We start from the raw sequence: 16,775 nt of genomic DNA on the forward strand, positions 1-16,775 counted from the left end.
GCGCCGCCGGGAACGCCCCTACGCTCCACTCCCGATGGCTGACACGGCGGCACGGCAACGGCCCGCTGCCTCCCGGCGCTCCGCCGTGCGCTCACTGCTGCGGTTGTGGCCGTACGTGCGACCGGTGCGGAGGCAGTTGATCTCGGCATCCCTCCTCGCGGTCGTCGCGTCGTGCCTCGGGCTGGTCCTGCCGCTGGTGCTGAAGTGGATGGTGGACGGCCCGGTCCGCAACGGGGACACGGCCGGGGTCTGGCTCGGCGGCGGGCTCCTCCTGCTGCTCGGAGCAGCCGAGGCAGGGATCTTCGGGGTGCGCCGCCGACTGGTGGCGCGCCCGCTGGCCGCGGTCGAGGCGTCGATGCGCGAGGCGTTCCTCCGCCACATCCAGCAACTGCCCCTGTCCGCCCACGACCGTTGGCCGCCGGGCCAGTTGCTGTCGCGCGGCACGGCGGACCTTCAGTCGATCCATGTGTTCCTGGCGGTGCCGCTCACGTTCCTCCCCGTCAACGCGGTGACCCTGCTGGTCGGTTGCGTGCTGCTGCCGGCCCAGCAGTGGCTGCTGGGCCTCGTGTTCCTCGCGTCGGCGCTGCCGCTGCTGGCGCTGGGGCCGTTCCTTGAGGCGCGTTACGCACGCGCGTCGCGCCAGGTGCGCGAGCAGAACGGTGATCTGACGACGGCGGTGACGGAGTCCGTCCTCGGCATCCGCGTCGTCAAGAGCTTCGGCCACCAGCGCAGCCTGATACGGGCCTTCCAACGGCGCGCCGCACGACTCCGCGGCACCGAACTGCGCAAAGCCCGCCTGCTCGCGACGCTTTCGGCACTGCTCGTGGCACTGCCGGAGGCGGCGCTCGGCGCGGCACTTGCGCTGGGTGCCGTGCAGGTCGCGGACGGGGAGACGTCGGCCGGGACGCTGGTGGCCTTCCTGGCCATCGCGCTGGAACTGCGCCCGGCCATGACGTCGACCGGGCTGCTGCTCGCGATGAGCAGCGAGGCGGCAACGGCGGCCGACCGCTACGCCGACGTGATGGACGAGCCGGCCGACTTCGCCGCAAACCCGAACCCGAACCCGAATCCGAACCCGAATCCGGACCCGGACCCGAATCCGGACCCGGACCCGGACCCGGACCCGAATCCGGACCCGGCAGCGAACGCGAACCCGGCACCGGCGGCCGCATCCTCCTGGACGGCGCGGACGTCACGACGCTGACGCGCACCGAACTGCGAGCCCACATCGCCGTCGCCTTCGAGGAGCCCACGCTCTTCTCCGCGACGATCGCCGAGAACGTCCTGATGGGCGCCGCGAGCGCCGACGCGACGGACCTCGCCAGGGCCCTGGACATCGCGCAGGCCCGCGGTTTCGTCCTGGCGCTGCCGGACGGCGTGCACACCCGCGTCGGAGAGAACGGCATGAGCCTGTCCGGCGGCCAGCGGCAGCGGCTCGCGCTGGCCCGGGCCGTCATCGGCCGCCCCCGCCTGCTCGTCCTCGACGATCCGCTGTCCGCCCTGGACATCCGCACCGAAGCGCTCGTCGAGGCCGCGCTGCGGGAGGTACTGGCGACGACGACGGCACTGGTCGTCGCGCACCGGCCGTCCACCGTGCTGCTGGCCGACCGGGTCGCCCTGCTGTCGAACGGCCGGATCGCCGCCACCGGCACCCACGACGAACTCCTGCGCAGCAACTCGGCGTACGCATCCCTCATGACCGCACCGGACGGCGCGCAATGAACGTCCGCGAGCCCGGCGCACGGACCTCGGCCAACGGCGATCCGTTCGAGCAGGACGCGCTCCCTGTTCCCGCGGGCGCCGCCCGCGCGCTCCTGACGCTCCTGCTGCGCCCGCACGCCTCCCGGGTCCGGCTGGCCGGCGCGCTCCTGCTGCTCCAGCGCGGCGCCGCGCTCGCGGTCCCGCTGCTGGTGGCGTACACGATCGACCAGGCCATACCGGCGCTGCGGGCGGACGACCGCGGCCCGTTCACCCTCGTCGTGACCGGCTGCCTCCTGTGCGCGGCGGCCGCCGGCACCCTCCAGTACGCCTTCGTCGCCGTGGCCGCCCGCGTCGGGCAGGACGTGCTGCTCGACCTCCGGGTCCGCCTGTTCACCCACGCCCAGGACATGAGCCTGGACTTTCACGAACGTTTCCCCTCCGGCCGTCTCACCTCCCGGGCGACCACCGACATCGACGCACTGCGCGGACTGCTCGACGAAGGGCTGGAGAAGATCGTCGGCGCCGCCGTGTCTACCCTCGGTATCACCGCGGTGCTGCTGTATCTCGACTGGCCGCTCGGCACGGCCGCGGTGCTCGTCATCGGGCCGCTCAGCCTGACGATGCGGTCCTTCCGGCGGCGTTCGACGCGGGTGTACCGCAGCCGGACATCGGCCATCGCGGCCGTCGTCACCAAGCTGGCCGAAACCCAGCGCGGCATCCGCACGCTGCGGGCGTTCCGCCGCGAACGGGCCAACGCCGACGAGTTCGCCGCTGTCAACCGGCGGCACGAGCGGATCAACGGCGACGCCGGTCTGGAAATGGCGCGGTACGTGACCATCTCGCGGCTCGTCGCCAACGTCGCCGTTGCCGCGCTGGTGATGTGGGGCGCCCAACGGGTCGCCTCCGGCGGACTCGACCTGGGCGTCTTCGCCGCAACGGCCCTCTACCTGCGGCAGCTCTACGACCACCCCCTCAGACTCGGCGGGGTGGCCGAGGCGTACCAGTCGGCGGCCGCGTCCCTGGAACAGATCGCGGCCCTGCTCGCCCAACGGCCCACCGTCCCCGAACCATCCGCCCCCCGGCCCCTGCCCCCGCCCCCGTCCCCGTCCGCGCCCGGCAGCCGCGGACGCGGACGCGGACGCGCGGTCAGCTTCGAACACGTGAGCTTCGCCTACCGGTCCGGCGGCGAGGTACTGTCCGGCGTCCGCCTCGACATACCCGCCGGCCAGACCGTTGCCGTGGTCGGCCCGACCGGCGCGGGCAAGTCCACCCTGGCCAAACTGCTCGCGCGCTTCCACGACCCCACCGCCGGCCGGGTCCTCATCGACGGCACGGACCTGCGCGACATACCCGAGCCCGAACTGCGCCGCGCCGTGGCGATGGTGCCGCAGGACGCGTTCCTGTTCTCCGGAACGGTCGCCGACAACATCGCCATCGGCCGCCCCGGCGCCAACACCGAGGCCGTCGAACGCGCCACCAGGGCCATCGGCGCCCACGACTTCATCGCCGCGCTGCCCGACGGCTACGACACCGACGTCCGCGCCCGCGGCGGCAGACTCTCGGCCGGTGAGCGACAACTGATCTCGCTGGCCCGCGCGTTGCTCGCCGACCCCGCCCTCGTCATCCTCGACGAGGCGACATCCTCCCTGGACCTCCCGGCCGAACGAGCCGTTCAGCGCGCGATGCGCACCGTGCTGCACGGCCGGACGGCACTGATCATCGCCCACCGGCCGTCGACCGTGCACGTGGCCGACCGCGCGGTGGTGATCGCCGAAGGACGCGTCGTCGAAGACGGCCCGCCCTCCGAACTCCTCGCACGGCTGGGCCCCGGCCTGCTCCCCCGCCGCGCCGCGCCGTAGTCACGTGACCGCGGCGACACCCGTTGCCCGTGTTGGCCGCCGAGCAACCGGGGGCAGGTCGGCAGGTCGGCAGGTCGGCCGGTCTGGCGCGGAACCTCTCGCTGACCGCCGTTTTCCGTCGTACCGTGGAGACGATGGACGGACTTTCCGGTGCGGTTCTGGTCACTCGTGGCGGAGCGACGGTCCTGCGGGCCTCCGCCGGTGTGGCGAACGCCGAGGCAGGCACGATGTGCACGCCGGACACCCGGTTCCAGATCGCCTCGGTGAGCAAGCAGTTCACCGCCGCGTCGGCGATGCTCCTGGTCGAGGAGGGCAAGGCCGGCCTCAACGATCCGATCGCCCGTTGGCTGCCCGGCTGTCCCGAACGCTGGCGGCGGCTGACCCTGCACCAACTGCTCACGCACACCTCGGGTATGGGCCACTGGCAGGACCTCCCCGGCCTCGACGTCAACCGGCTGGACGCCACCGGCGAACTCCTCGAGGGCTTCTCGAGCCTGCCCCTGCGCAGCGCACCTGGCAGCACGTGGCACTACAGCTCACCGGGGTACCTCCTCGCGGCGCGGATCATCGAACGGGTCAGCGGGCAGGCGTATGCCGACTTCCTCACCGAGCGAGTCCTGCGGCCCCTCGGCATGACGTCGACATACGTCGGCGAGGCTCCGTCCGAGATGGCGGCATACGGCTACCGGGAGGGCCGTCGAGTGGACGTGGCCGAGTTCGCCGCTCTACCGGGGCCAGGCGACCTCTGGTCGACCGTCGGCGACCTGGCCCTGTACACCGCCGCATTCAACGCAGGACACCTCCTCACCGCCCGCTCGTGCGAAGCGATGGCTGCCCCGCACGCATCCATGGACGGCGCCTGGGGCACCGACGGCCCGGCGGTCGCGCGCAGCTACGGGTACGGGTACTGCCTCGGCACCCTTGCCGGGCACGCGGCACGCTTTCACCCCGGTGACAACCCGGGATACCAGTCCTTCCTCGGCTGGCTGCCCCGCCTCGACATGACCATCGCGCTCCTGTGCAACGACGAGGAAACCGACATCGGCGGCCTCCTGCGGCAGCTCATACCGGCCGCGGTCGAGAGCTGAGCTTGCGCAGACTCGGCCGGCACCTCGGCGGGCACCGCAAATCCGTGACCGTACTCCGCTGCTTGCGCACACGGAGAAGCCGCTGCCGGATTGCCCCGGCAGGGGCTTGACCCGCGGGGGTGGCCAGTGGCATCTCGGCGGGTGCGAGATCGCTTCCCCGCTGGATGAACGTTGTTTCCCGCCGCCACCGGTTCCCCGGGTCAACCCGCGCGGCCCGTCCCGAGCTTCGCTGGCTGTGCGGACGCGAGCAGCATTGCCGCCATCTCCTTCGCCCGCCGTGCGGGCTCGGTGGAGCGTTCACGCAGCGCCGTGACGATCGCGCCGTCGAGCAGCAGGATGAACCTCTCGGCGAGCGCGGCGGGCTCCGGGTGACCCGCCGAGGCGAGGAGTTCTTCGAGGTACGCGATGACCGAGCGTTTGTGCTCGGCGGCCACCCGGTGGGCGGGGCTGGTGGCGTCGGCGATTTCCACCATGGCGTTGATGGAGGCGCAGCCGCGGAAGTCCTCGATGGCGAAGCTCTCCGCCAGCGCGTCGAACACGGCCAGCGGCGAGCCTCCCCGGTCGGCTACCGCCTGTGCCAGCCAGTTCCGCCAGCGCTCGTCGTAGCCGCGCAGCATGGTCACGACGAGGTCGTCCTTGCTGTCGAAGTGTCGGTAGAAGGAGGCGCGGCCGACCCCGGAGTCGGCCAGTAGCCGCTCGACCCCGACCGCGCGGATGCCCTCCGCGTAGAAGAGCTTCTCCGCGGCTCGGACCAGGCGTTCCCGGGCTTGCGTCGGCATGGGGCCCAGGCTACCCCCGCACTGGCCATAAACGGTACCGATCGATACCGTATCTTGAGTCGGAACCGATCGGTACCGTTTTGGGTCGCGGACCAGGAAGTGAGAACCCCCATGTCCACCGAGTCCACCGAGTCCACCGAACTGCCACCGGCCGGAGCCGCTACGGCGCCGTCGTCCCCGCAGGGGGCCCCCGGCGCCGGCCGCTGGGGGGTGCGGGTGCTGGCCCTCGGCGTCTTCGTGGTCGGCACCGGGGAATTCGTCCTGGCCGGACTGCTTCCCATGCTCAGTGCGTCGCTGGACGTCCCCATGGCCGTGGCCGGCCAGGTGATCACCGCCTTCGCGCTGTCGTGCGCGATTGCGGCCCCGGTGCTCACCGCCCTCTCGGCGAACTGGCCACGACGCCGTGTGCTGCTGTTCTCCGTGTTCACCTACCTCGTCGGCAGCATCGGCACCGCGCTCGCTCCGTCGTACGCCGTGGTCCTCATGGCGCAGATCGTGGCGGCCGTCGGGGTCGGGGTCTTCGTCCCGACCGCTTCCGTCACGGCCGCCGCGCTGGTGCCGGCCGAGCGCAGGGGCCGGGCTATCGCCACCACCGTCACCGGATTCACCGTTGCCGTCGCGTTCGGGGCACCGCTGGGCACCATGCTCGGAGAACTTCTGGGCTGGCGGACCACCCTGTGGTTCGCCGCCGCACTCGCCGCCCTCGGCATGCTCGGAATACTGGTGCTGCTGCCCCGCGACCTCTCCGTTCCCGCGCCCACGGGTCTGCGTCGGCGACTGCGGCCCCTCGCCCAGGGGCGAATCCTCGCCGTGCTCGGCACCACGCTCATCGGCTTCACCGCCGTCTACATCCCCTACACCTACATCGGGGCGGTGTTCGAGCCCGCGACATCCGGCGACGGCGTCCGTCTGTCCATTCTGATGTTCGTGCTCGGAGCCATCGGCACGGTCGGGAACCTCGCCGCCGGTACCCTCGCCGATCGAATCGGCAGTCGGCACGTGGTGGCCGCAGCGCTGACGTGGTTGCTCGTCAGCCTGCTCGTTCTCCCCTTCGCCACCTCGCACTTCGCGGCAGCGGTCGGGCTGATCCTCTGCTACGGCGTAGCGGCCTTCGCGATCACGACCCCGCAGCAGCACCGCCTCCTCGCCCTTGAACCCGGCTCGGCTTCCGTGCTGGTCTCCCTCAACCAGGCCGTTCTGTACCTGGCCATCGCTCTGTCGGGAGCCGTCGGTGGCATCGGGATCGCCTGGGTCGGCACCAACAACCTCAGCCTCATCGCCGCCGCGCTCGCCGCTCTCGCACTCGGCCTGTCCCACCTGGCGACCCGGCTGGCCGGCCCGGCCCTCGACTGACGACGCCCCGGCGTGCCCGGAAGACGCCGGAAACGCCAAGATCCCGCCCGATCAGGTCGATCGGGCGGGATCTCGTCAACCGCTCACACCTGGACTCGTGAACGGCCCTGCTGTGGGGCGTTCACGAGTAGGCCTGACCAGCGCGTTCTCGGCCCTTCGAAGATCGTTCCCCAGATCGACAAAGATCGCTCCCCAGGCCCGGCTGGTCCGGAGTGAGCCGGGCGGCACCCGGCAGCCGAGGACGTCGTCGCGTGCATCAGGGAGCGGATGACCGTCCGCTGCCGACGAGGCGGTGCCGACCGAGACCGTATTGCGGAGGTCGTACACGTGGTCGCGGTGGACGCGGGCACCGCCGCGCACCTTGCGGCGGGCTCCCTTCCGGCGGGAAAGCGATGAGCAAGCGTGCCGAACGGAACACCTGGCGACCAGGGCCACGATTCAGTGCGCGACTTCGCCCCTGCCTCGCCATGAACCTGCAGCTCAGCTGCCCGCACACTCGCTCACCCACGAAACGTGGCCCAAGTCAGGTTTCAGACCACAGGCCGGGACCACTTCCGGAGTTCAGAGGTCATCGACTGGGCGGAGATGTCGTCCCCGGGCCTCCGCCTCTACCGTCACGCGGCGACGGATACACGGCAGCGGTGCGGCTTCCCATGCGTGTCCACCGTCATCCGGCCTGTCTGGACACGCTGATACACAACTGAGCGGTTGCCGCGTCGCGTCTGATACGCGGGAGAGACCTGCTGGTAGACCGCTGGGGCCAGGGTGAGGCCGGACGGGACGGCTGACCGCTGTCCCCCAGCAGCAGCCTGCCCCAGCGATGGCTGGCGGCAGACGAGAGGGGAGACACGCATGCACATGTTGAAATACCGAAGGGCGGTCGGCGCGCTGATGACGGGGATCGCGCTCGCCGCGATCCTTGTGGCCCCTTCGCCGGCGCAGGCCGTCGTGGGGGGCACCGAGTCCACCCATGCTTACTCGTTCATGGGCTCGTTCCAGCTGTCCTACCCCGCCCCGCCGCGCCCGGACCAGCACGGTTGCGGGGTGGCGGTCCTTGCGCCGCAATGGGTCCTGACCGCCAGTCATTGCGCCGGCAGGAACCCAACTAATGCGAAGGCGGGTGTCCCGCGTGACTGGACGGTCCGGGTCGGGTCACTGGACACCACCTCCGGAGGCGAGGTCGCCGAGGTCGACCATTACTACCGGCTGGCGACCAGTCGCGACGAGGGGGGGTTCTGGGGCCGTGACCTCGCGTTGATGCACCTGCGGACCCCGGTTCGGGCCGAGCCGGTGCGGATCGCCTCGACCACGCCGCCGGACAACACGCCCGTCCGCATCATGGGCTGGGGCATGACCTGCGACGACATCAACAACGCGGAGTGTTTCCCCACGCGGCTGCGGGAGGCTGACACTGTGGTGCAGCCGATCTCGACGTGCCCGTCAGCCGTGCCCAGCGGAGAGCTGTGTATCGGCAGCCGCGACGGCAGTGTCGCCGCGTCGAACATGGACTCGGGTGGGCCTGCGCTGGTCCGCGACGGCGACCAGTGGGCCCTGGCCGGTGTGGTCAGCGGCCCCGACGCAAGCGGCAAGACGCTGTTCACCGACGTCACCAGGCATGCCGACTGGATCAACGGCATCATCACGGGCACCGACGTGCCCCCCGATGATCTGATCCCGGACGTGGAAGGCTCGGTGGACCTGGGCGGCTGTGCGGGCTCGGTGGTCCGCACCCCCACCTCCCGGCCGCAGGACCCGGCGCTGGTGCTGACCAACGGTCACTGCGTGCAAGGACAGCGGCCCGCGCCCGGGACCGCGACAGTGGATCAGCCAGCCGATCGCGAGGTGCCTATTGCCGACCGTCAGGGCTATCCCCAAACCACCGCCCATACGGAACGGTTGGTGTACGCGACGATGACCGGCACCGACATCGCGCTCTATCGCCTGGACAAGACCTACGGACAGTTGGAGGCCGAAGGCGCGAAGATCTTCCAACTCACCTCCACGCCCGTGCGCGCAGGTGACCCACTGACCGTGGCGTCCGTCGGCACCCGCTACCACTGCACCGCCGAGGCCGTGGTCCCGCACCTGCGGGAGGGCGGCTACCAGCAGAACAACTCGATCCGGTACGCCAGCAGCGAAAACTGCGGCCCCGGGCACGGCGACTCCGGTTCGGCGCTGCTGGCCTCCGACGGCACCACGGTCGTGGGAATCCACAACACCCACAACGCCGACGGCGAGCAATGCACCGACAACAACCCCTGCGAAGTGGGCCAGAACGGGGAAGTGACCTCCACGCAGGGCCGTGGTTATGGCCAGCAGGTTCACATGATCACGGCCTGCCTGGCCGAGGGATCAGAACTGGACCTGTCCCGCCAGGGCTGCACACTCACCGGCGGACCCGGCCCCGGCGTGGGCGCGATGGAGGCAGAATTCATCAGGCCGGGATCCCCCGCCGCATGATGGACCTCCAGCGCCTACGTCGTCCGATGGGGAGAGATGTCAGTTCCAGTGACCGGGGGAAACACCCTGGCGCCTGTGGCGATCCTGCTCATCGAGGACGACGAGGTGATCCGCAGATCGGTCACCATGGCGCTGGAGCGCTACGGCTACCGTGTCACCTCCGCCGGTGACGGCTTGACCGGACTCGAACTGTTCTGGGAAGGCCGCCACGACCTGCTGCTGCTGGACGTGATGCTGCCCGGCCTCGACGGCATCGGGCTGTGCCGTCGGGTCAGGGAGACCAGCATGGACCCGATCCTGATGATGTCCGCGCGCGGCGACGCACTGGACGTGGTCTCCGGCTTGGAGGCGGGCGCCGACGACTACGTGGTCAAACCCGTCGACACCGCGGTGCTGGTGGCCCGGATCCGCTCGCTGCTGCGGCGGGCGACCTTCAGCCCTGCGGCGCGGCCGGAGGATCCCGATCGTCCGGCCGAACGCGCTCCGCTGGTCTTCGGCGACCTGACCATCGACACCGCCGGCCTTGAGGTGTTTCATGCGGGCGAACCGGTCGCGCTGGCCCCCTCCGAGCTGCGGCTCCTGCTGGAGTTCGCCGCGAACCCCGGCGTCGTTCTGGACCGGCAGATGCTGCTGCGCAACGTGTGGGAGTATGGCTGGCACGGCGACAGCCGCGTGGTCGACCTGTGCGTCCAGCGGCTGCGGAGGAAGATCGGAGCCGAGCGGATCCAGACCGTCCGCGGGTTCGGCTACAAGTTGCGGCGCTGACATGGACACCCTGCACGATCTGCTGAACTGGCGTTCGTTGCGCTGGAAGATCGCTGTGCTTGTCGCCGTGGCCTGCTGCGCCATCGCGCTGACTGCCGGGGTTCTGGTCCACCGCAGCATCCTGGCCCGGTCGCTGAACGACGGCAGCGCCAAGGCCGTGACGGAGCTGTCCCTGGCCCTGCAGGCCTACGAGCGGGACGGCGCCCCGCCCGACTGGCTTCGGATGTCGCCCGGGGCCATGCCCGACGAGCTGTTGCGCCGGCTCCGGGCCCCGCAGGGCCTGAGGGACGGGTATGCCACCTGGTACGACGGTGACGGCCCCGGGGATCATCCCTCGATGTGGGCGGCGCAGACGTACAGGGGCAGCCCCGTGGCGGTGGAGGTCGACATGACATCCGACCTGCTCACCCGGCGCGCCCTGGATCGGAACCTGTGGAAGTACTCCCTCGTCGCGCTGGCCGTCGTCGTACCGCTGTCGGCGCTCGCCGCGGAACTGCCCAACCGCAGGCTGCGGCGGGTGGCGTGGACCGCACGACGGATCGCGGCCGGTGACCTGGCCGCCAGGACCGCTGCCAGTGCCCCGTCCGGGAACCTTTGCCCCATGAGCCGCGTCGTCAGGCGCGGTCAGCTGCAAGGCGGAGGGTCGCCCTCGTACGCATGGGGGTCCCCCCAGGCCCTCAAGGGCCTGGGGGAGTACTCGGGCGAGCCCGACAACGTAGCCGATGGCCGTACTTGGCGGTGCGGTGGGGCAAAGGTTCCCGGGCGGGGCACCAGCCGCGGCGGCGACGAGATCGCCGAGATCTCTGCCACCGTAGATTCGATGGCCGACAGCCTGCTCGCGCGGCTGCTGGCCGAGCAGCGCTTCACCGCCGACGTCGCCCACGAACTGCGCACCCCGCTGATGGGTCTGGTCACCGCGAGCGAGTTGCTCCCCGAGGGGGAGGCCACGGATCTGGTCAGGGACCGGGTGGGGGTGCTGCGGACCCTGGTGGAGAATCTGCTGGAGATCTCCCGGCTCGACGCGGGCGCCGAGCGGGCCGACCTGGGACCCGTTCCGCTCGCCGAGGCGGTCGGGGAGTCGCTGGTCCGCACCGGGCTGCATACACAGCTCACCACGGCTGGCGCCCTGTCCGCCGAGACCGACCCGCGTCGGCTCGACAGGATCGTCGCCAACCTGATCGTCAACGCCCACCGGCACGGTCGCGCCCCCATCGAGGTCGAGGTGGCGGGGACCTGCGTGACCATACGGGACCACGGCCCGGGCTTCCCCCGCGAACTGCTCGCCGACGGGCCCCAACGGTTCCACACCGGGGCGTCGGAACGCGGCCGAGGCCACGGCCTCGGGCTGACCATCGCGCTCGGCCAGGCCCAGGTCATCGGGGCGTCGCTGTCCTTCGCCAACGCGCCCGATGGCGGGGCCGTCGCCACGCTTCGCCTCCCGGCGGCCGACTGACGCGTCACGGAACGCCGCACGGCACGGCGGGCCACGGCGCCACGCAACCGACGCGCCGCCGGCTTTGATACCGGCAGGATGGGCCTATCTCGTCATACCGGTGCCAAAGCCCCGTCGTTCTCGCGATCGGCGCGGAATGATCACACGAGTCCGAGGGCGGCTGGTGGCCGGGTCATGTCCCGCCCGTGATGACGCAGGGCTCCACCCAGCCCCGCCGTGGCGGGGCCCCTCGGCATGCCCGCGGACCGCACCAGCGGCCTGCCCGCCAGCGAGCGACTCCGGCACAGCACCACAGACCACCCCGAACAGGCTTCGAACGAGGCCCACAAACGCCAAGATCCCGTCCGATCGGCATAATCGGACGGGATCCCGTCAACCGTCTACGAGCTAACTCGTGAACGGCCCTTTGCTGTGGACCTGAGGGGATTTGAACCCCTGACCCCCTCGTTGCGAACGAGATGCGCTACCAGGCTGCGCTACAGGCCCGTGTTCCGCAGAAACTGTAGCACTCCGCCGGGGGTGGTCCGAAATCCGTTCTCGGGGGCTACTCGCCCGCCGCGCGGCGGCGGTCCTCGTCGGCGTACTGGTCGAAGAGGGGGGTGCGCTGTGGGGCTTTCGTGTCGGCCGTGCGCGGGGCGGGCGGGGTGCCTGCCGTGGTGGAGCGGGCGGCGCTCCAGGTGTCGGGGGCGTCGAGGTCGACGCCGCGTGTGGTGCGGGGGGCGACCGGGGCGTTCACGTAGGTGGGGAGGGGGACGGGGGCCGGGTCCCAGCCCTCCTGTTCGTCCTCGGGCGGCCGGGTGCGGCGGCGCTGCTGGTCGACCCACTCGGCGTGATCGGTCTGTTCGACCACGGCTGCCGCCGGCTTCTCCGGAACGGCTGCCGCGCTGCGCTGGGTTCGTTCGTGCAGCCGCCGGGCGGCCTCTTCGGCGCGGCGGCGGTCGAGGGCGACCGCGTAGCGGCGCCGCTCCTGTCTGCGTACGTGCACGACGTAGGCGGTGAGCAGCACGGCGGGGATGGCCGGGAGCCACAGGTAGCCGGAGCCGGCGGTGAGGGCGAAGATGCCGCTGAGGGTGAACGTGAGGAGGAGTGCCATGGTCGTGCGCCGTCTGCGGGCGAGGACTTTGGCACGCGGGTTCTGGGTGGCGGCCGGTTTCGGCTGGCTGACGGGCTCGGCGAAGGCCCGGACGTCGGCGGAGACGTCCGGGGGTGCGGCCTCGGCCGGCTCCTCGTCCGCCGGGGCCGCTGCCGCGCGTTTGCCGCGCGTCAGCAGCCTGATGGCGGTGCTGAAGCGTTCCGTGGGACGGGCTTCGTTCAGCTCGTCCTGTCTGCGGAGCCACATCGGCACGAGATAGGCGGCCCAGGCCCCGACGATCATTGCGAAGATGAGGCCACTGCTGCTCACGCTCACACCGTAGAGGGGTTTGCGTGAGTCCATCTGCCAAATAGCGCGGTGTGTCGCACGATCAGGCCGTCATCCCGGGTATTTCTTCGTATTGTCGCGCCGATTCGAACATACATTTCATTTCTGAGGGGTGCTGTCGCGGCGCCAGCGGGCGAGCAGGCCCTGGGGCACCTCCTCGACCGTCAGGGCGAAGACCAGGTGGTCGCGCCAGGCGCCGTCGATATGCAGATAACGGGGGCGCACGCCTTCCTCACGGAATCCCAGTTTTTCCACCACACGGCGGCTCGGCGCGTTCTCCGGGCGAATGCAGATCTCCACCCGGTGCAGACCGAGGGAGCGGAAACAGTGGTCCGTGGCCAGAGCGACGGCCGTCGGCATAACGCCGCGGCCGGCCACCGCCCGGTCGATCCAGTAGCCGATGTGCGCGGAACACATCGACCCCCAGGTGATGCCCGCAACCGTCAACTGGCCGGCCAGACGCCCCTGATGGACGACGACGAACGGCAGCATGCGCCCCGACTGCGCCTCGGCGCGCAGATGTCTGACCATCTGCCGGAACGTCGGCCGGCGGGGCGGCAGATGGCCGGGCGGCGGGGGCGGGATCGTGGCTTCCCAGGGGCGCAGCCAGTCGCGATTGCGCTGGTTTACCTCGCGCCAGGCGCGGTGGTCGCGTCGGCGGATGGGCCGGAGGGCAACGTCGCCGTCCGTCAGCTCCACGGACCACGGATGCGCGTTCACGGCCGGTGATCGCCGCCGTTCAGCTGGTCCACGGCGTGCCGCAGCAGCGGGCGCAGCACCGCGAGCCCGTCCTTGACCCCGCCCGTCGAACCGGGGAGGTTGACGACGAGGGTGGCGCCCGCGACTCCGGCGAGGCCGCGGGACAGCGCGGCCGTCGGAACCTTCGCGAGGCCCGCGGCGCGGATCGCCTCGGCGATGCCGGGGATCTCGTAGTCCAGCACCCGCCGCGTCATCTCCGGCGTGCGGTCGGTGGGCGAGATGCCGGTGCCGCCGGTGGTGAGGACGGCGTCGTAGCCCGCGGCGACGGCGGCGCGCAGCGCGGCCTCGACCGGCTCGCCGTCGGGCACGACCTGCGGCCCTTCGGCGGCGAAGCCGAGGTCGTCGAGCGCGGCCACCAGCAGCGGCCCCGTGGTGTCGGCGTAGACGCCGGCCGAGGCGCGGTTCGATGCGGTGATCGCCAGCGCGCGGTAGCGGTCCTGGGCAGGGATCATCCGGCGCGGCTCCAGTCGCCCGAGGCGCCGCCGGACTTCTCCTCGACGCGCACGTCGGTGATCACCGCGCCCTTGTCGACGGCCTTCACCATGTCGACGACGGTCAGGGCGGCGACGCCGACCGCGGTCAGCGCCTCCATCTCCACTCCGGTGCGGTCGGTCGTGCGGACGGTCGCGGTGATCTCCACGGCGTCGTCCGCGACGTCGAGCTGCACCGATACGCCGGAGAGCGCCAGGGGGTGGCACAGCGGGATCAGCTCGGGGGTGCGTTTGGCGCCCATGATCCCGGCGATCCGCGCGGTGGCCAGCGCGTCTCCCTTGGGCATGCCCTCCCCGCGCAGCAGCTCGACGACCCGTGGCGCGACGAGCACCCGGCCGGTGGCCCTGGCGGTGCGCGCGGTGACGTCCTTGCCCGACACGTCGACCATCCGGGCGGCCCCGGACGCGTCGATGTGCGTGAGGTGCGGGGTGCTCATGAGCAGCTACGGTACCCCTCGCTCAGCCGAGCAGCACCACCGTCAGTTCGGCTCCGGGCGCGACCTCCGTCACCGTTTCCGGGATTTCGATGAGCGCGTCGGCCTGTGCGAGTGCCGCGACGAGGTGGGAGCCGGCGCCGCCGACCGGCCGGACCGTTCCCTCGGCCGGCAGGTGGGCGCCGCGCAGGTACTGCCGCCGGCCGGCGGGGGAGGACAGGGGTGCGTCGGTGACCAGCCGGGCCGTGGTGCGCGGCCGGTGCAGGGCGGCGCCGGTGTGCCCGGCCATGGCGCGCAGCGCGGGGCGTACGAAGAGCTCGAACGAGACGTAGGCGCTGACCGGATTGCCCGGCAGGGCGAACAGCGGGATGCGGCCGGGCCCGATCAGGCCGAAGCCCTGCGGCTTGCCCGGCTGCATCGCCAGCCGCCGGAACTCGGCCTCCCCTTCGAGGGCTTCCTTGACGACGTCGTAGGCCCCGACGCTGACGCCGCCGCTGGTGACGACGAGGTCGGCGCGGCCGAACTGGTCGTCCAGGGTGGCGCGCAGCGTGTCCGCGTCGTCGGCGACGGCCGCGGCGCGGTAGGCGACGGCGCCCGCGGCGCGGGCCGCGGCGGTGAGCATGAAACCGTTGGAGTCGTGGATGCGGCCGGGCGCGAGCGGCCGGCCGGGTGCGGTGAGTTCGCTGCCGGTGGACAGGACGACGACGCGCGGGCGGGGGCGGACCGGCACGGCGGCCCGGCCTATCGCGGCGAGCAGCCCGAGCTGCGGCGCGCCCAGCACGGTGCCTGCCGGCAGCGCCACGGTGCCGGGCGCCGCGTCGCTGCCGCGCCCGCGGATGTGGGCGCCCGCCGCGGCGGGGCGGTGGACGCGGACCTCGGGCCCGTGCGCGCGCCCCGTCATGGCCACGGCGGGGCCCGCGCCGGTGCCGCCGTCGGTCCATTCGACGGGGACGACGGCCTGGGCGCCGGGCGGCAGGGGCGCGCCTGTCATGATGCGCGCGGCCTCGCCGGGGCCGATGGCGGGCAGGTCACCGCTGCCCGCGGCGATGTCACCGATGACGCGGAGTACGGCGGGGAACTCGTCCGTGGCCGTTTCGACGTCCGCGGTGCGCACCGCGTATCCGTCCATGGAGCTGTTGTCGAACGGGGGCAGCGCGTCGTGCACGGCCACGTCCTCGACGAGGACGCAGCCGTCCGCGTCGAGGAGCGGCAGGTCGATGGGGGCGAGGGGGCGGACGGCCGCGAGTACGTCGTCGCGGTGCTCGTCCACGGACCAGACGTCAGTCAATCTGGGGCATCTCCTCGCTGACGTAAGTCCGCAGCCAGCTTCTGAACTCCGGGCCGAGGTCCGGTCGTTCGCAGGCGAGGCGGACGATGGAACGCAGGTAGTCGCCGCGGTCGCCCGTGTCGTAGCGGCGGCCCTTGAAAACCACACCGTAGACGGGGCCCGCGGCGGCGGACTCGCGGGCCATGGTCTGGAGCGCGTCGGTGAGCTGGATTTCGCCGCCGCGGCCCGGGGGCGTGCGGTCGAGCACCTCGAACACGCCCGGGTCGAGGACGTAGCGGCCGATGATCGCGAGGTTGCTGGGGGCGTCGGCCGGGTCGGGCTTCTCGACGAGGCCGGTGACGCGCATGACACCGTCCGCGACGGGGTCGACGGAGGCGGCACCGTAGAGGTGGATCTGCTCGGGATCGACCTCCATCAGCGCGATGACGCTGCCGCCGTGCTCGGCCTGCGCCTCGATCATGCGGGTCAGGAGCGGGTCGCGGGGGTCGATCAGGTCGTCGCCGAGGAGAACGGCGAACGGCTGGTCGCCGACGTGCGGCTCGGCGCACTGGATGGCGTGTCCGAGACCCTTGGGGTCGCCCTGGCGGACGTAGTGGATGGTGGCGAGCGCGGTGGACTGCTGGACGCGGGAAAGCCGTTCGGAATCGCCCTTACGGCGCAGTGCGTCCTCCAGCTCGTAGTTCCGGTCGAAGTGGTCCTCGACCGGTCGCTTGTTTCGGCCGGTGATCATGAGTACGTCGGTGAGCCCGGCGGCCGTCGCCTCTTCCACCACATACTGGATCGCGGGCTGGTCGACGACCGGCAGCATCTCCTTGGGAGTGGCCTTCGTGGCGGGCAGAAACCGTGTGCCGAGCCCGGCGGCGGGAATGACAGCCTTGCTGATCCGGGGGCGTGGTGACGTCATGGCGGTCACTTTATCCATCCG

The 16,775-nt window shown here is 71.6% G+C and carries 13 protein-coding genes, 1 tRNA gene and 1 pseudogene; 7 read left to right on the forward strand and 8 right to left on the reverse strand.

Annotated elements, in window-relative coordinates; all coding sequences use genetic code 11:
• Positions 1 to 34: 34 nt before the first annotated feature.
• From STBA_RS21875 to STBA_RS21885, 3 genes and pseudogenes are all read left to right on the forward strand, one after another.
• Positions 35 to 1,722: pseudogene (locus STBA_RS21875) on the forward strand (ABC transporter ATP-binding protein).
• Positions 1,719 to 3,560, forward strand: coding sequence for an ABC transporter ATP-binding protein (locus STBA_RS21880; RefSeq protein WP_077060882.1), 1,842 nt, complete (start codon positions 1,719 to 1,721; stop codon positions 3,558 to 3,560). The pseudogene STBA_RS21875 and the gene STBA_RS21880 overlap by 4 nt, the downstream one beginning before the upstream one ends.
• Positions 3,561 to 3,685: 125 nt before the next feature.
• On the forward strand, positions 3,686 to 4,648 hold the full coding sequence (locus tag STBA_RS21885; RefSeq protein WP_077060883.1) for a serine hydrolase domain-containing protein: 963 nt from the start codon (positions 3,686 to 3,688) through the stop codon (positions 4,646 to 4,648).
• 200 nt (positions 4,649 to 4,848) lie between these two features.
• Here STBA_RS21885 and STBA_RS21890 read toward each other — a convergent pair whose 3' ends face one another.
• Positions 4,849 to 5,427 (reverse strand): TetR/AcrR family transcriptional regulator, encoded by a 579-nt coding sequence (locus STBA_RS21890; RefSeq protein WP_077060884.1) that lies wholly within the window; start codon positions 5,425 to 5,427, stop codon positions 4,849 to 4,851.
• 111 nt (positions 5,428 to 5,538) lie between these two features.
• On the opposite strand from STBA_RS21890, the gene STBA_RS21895 reads away from it, so the two are divergent.
• The 4 genes from STBA_RS21895 to STBA_RS38910 all read left to right on the forward strand — a co-directional run bounded on the left by STBA_RS21895 (position 5,539) and on the right by STBA_RS38910 (position 11,458).
• The gene (locus STBA_RS21895) at positions 5,539 to 6,780 is read left to right on the forward strand and encodes an MFS transporter (protein ID WP_079252083.1); all 1,242 of its coding nucleotides are present in this window, start codon (positions 5,539 to 5,541) and stop codon (positions 6,778 to 6,780) included.
• A gap of 852 nt (positions 6,781 to 7,632) precedes the next feature.
• The gene (locus STBA_RS21900) at positions 7,633 to 9,240 is read left to right on the forward strand and encodes a trypsin-like serine protease (RefSeq protein WP_216355951.1); all 1,608 of its coding nucleotides are present in this window, start codon (positions 7,633 to 7,635) and stop codon (positions 9,238 to 9,240) included.
• 36 nt (positions 9,241 to 9,276) lie between these two features.
• Entirely contained in the window at positions 9,277 to 10,005 is a 729-nt protein-coding gene (gene cseB, locus STBA_RS21905) for a two-component system response regulator CseB (protein WP_077060885.1), read from the forward strand.
• Between the two features lies 1 nt (position 10,006).
• The gene (locus STBA_RS38910) at positions 10,007 to 11,458 is read left to right on the forward strand and encodes a HAMP domain-containing sensor histidine kinase (protein ID WP_253194904.1); all 1,452 of its coding nucleotides are present in this window, start codon (positions 10,007 to 10,009) and stop codon (positions 11,456 to 11,458) included.
• A gap of 412 nt (positions 11,459 to 11,870) precedes the next feature.
• On the opposite strand, the gene STBA_RS21920 is transcribed toward STBA_RS38910, so the two are convergent.
• The 7 genes from STBA_RS21920 to galU all read right to left on the reverse strand — a co-directional run bounded on the left by STBA_RS21920 (position 11,871) and on the right by galU (position 16,754).
• A tRNA-Ala gene (locus STBA_RS21920) sits at positions 11,871 to 11,944 on the reverse strand.
• 58 nt (positions 11,945 to 12,002) lie between these two features.
• Positions 12,003 to 12,860, reverse strand: a complete 858-nt coding sequence (locus tag STBA_RS21925) for a hypothetical protein (protein WP_253194906.1) — start codon at positions 12,858 to 12,860, stop codon at positions 12,003 to 12,005.
• A 117-nt stretch (positions 12,861 to 12,977) separates the two neighbouring features.
• Positions 12,978 to 13,577 carry a GNAT family protein gene (locus STBA_RS21930; RefSeq protein WP_077063493.1) on the reverse strand — a complete coding sequence of 200 codons (600 nt, stop codon included), beginning with the start codon at positions 13,575 to 13,577 and terminating at the stop codon, positions 12,978 to 12,980.
• Positions 13,578 to 13,594: 17 nt separating this feature from the next.
• Positions 13,595 to 14,089 carry a MogA/MoaB family molybdenum cofactor biosynthesis protein gene (locus tag STBA_RS21935; RefSeq protein WP_077060887.1) on the reverse strand — a complete coding sequence of 165 codons (495 nt, stop codon included), beginning with the start codon at positions 14,087 to 14,089 and terminating at the stop codon, positions 13,595 to 13,597.
• Positions 14,086 to 14,565, reverse strand: a complete 480-nt coding sequence (gene moaC / locus STBA_RS21940) for a cyclic pyranopterin monophosphate synthase MoaC (RefSeq protein ID WP_077060888.1) — start codon at positions 14,563 to 14,565, stop codon at positions 14,086 to 14,088. The genes STBA_RS21935 and moaC overlap by 4 nt, the downstream gene beginning before the upstream one ends.
• 22 nt (positions 14,566 to 14,587) lie before the next feature.
• A complete protein-coding gene (glp, locus tag STBA_RS21945; protein WP_077060889.1) occupies positions 14,588 to 15,850 on the reverse strand; it encodes a gephyrin-like molybdotransferase Glp in 1,263 nt (420 codons plus the stop codon).
• Positions 15,843 to 16,754 (reverse strand): UTP--glucose-1-phosphate uridylyltransferase GalU, encoded by a 912-nt coding sequence (gene galU, locus STBA_RS21950; protein ID WP_077063494.1) that lies wholly within the window; start codon positions 16,752 to 16,754, stop codon positions 15,843 to 15,845. The genes glp and galU overlap by 8 nt, the downstream gene beginning before the upstream one ends.
• Positions 16,755 to 16,775: the final 21 nt, after the last annotated feature.

The organism is Streptomyces sp. MP131-18 (assembly GCF_001984575.1).
Classification (GTDB): Bacteria; Actinomycetota; Actinomycetes; order Streptomycetales; family Streptomycetaceae; genus Streptomyces; species Streptomyces johnsoniae.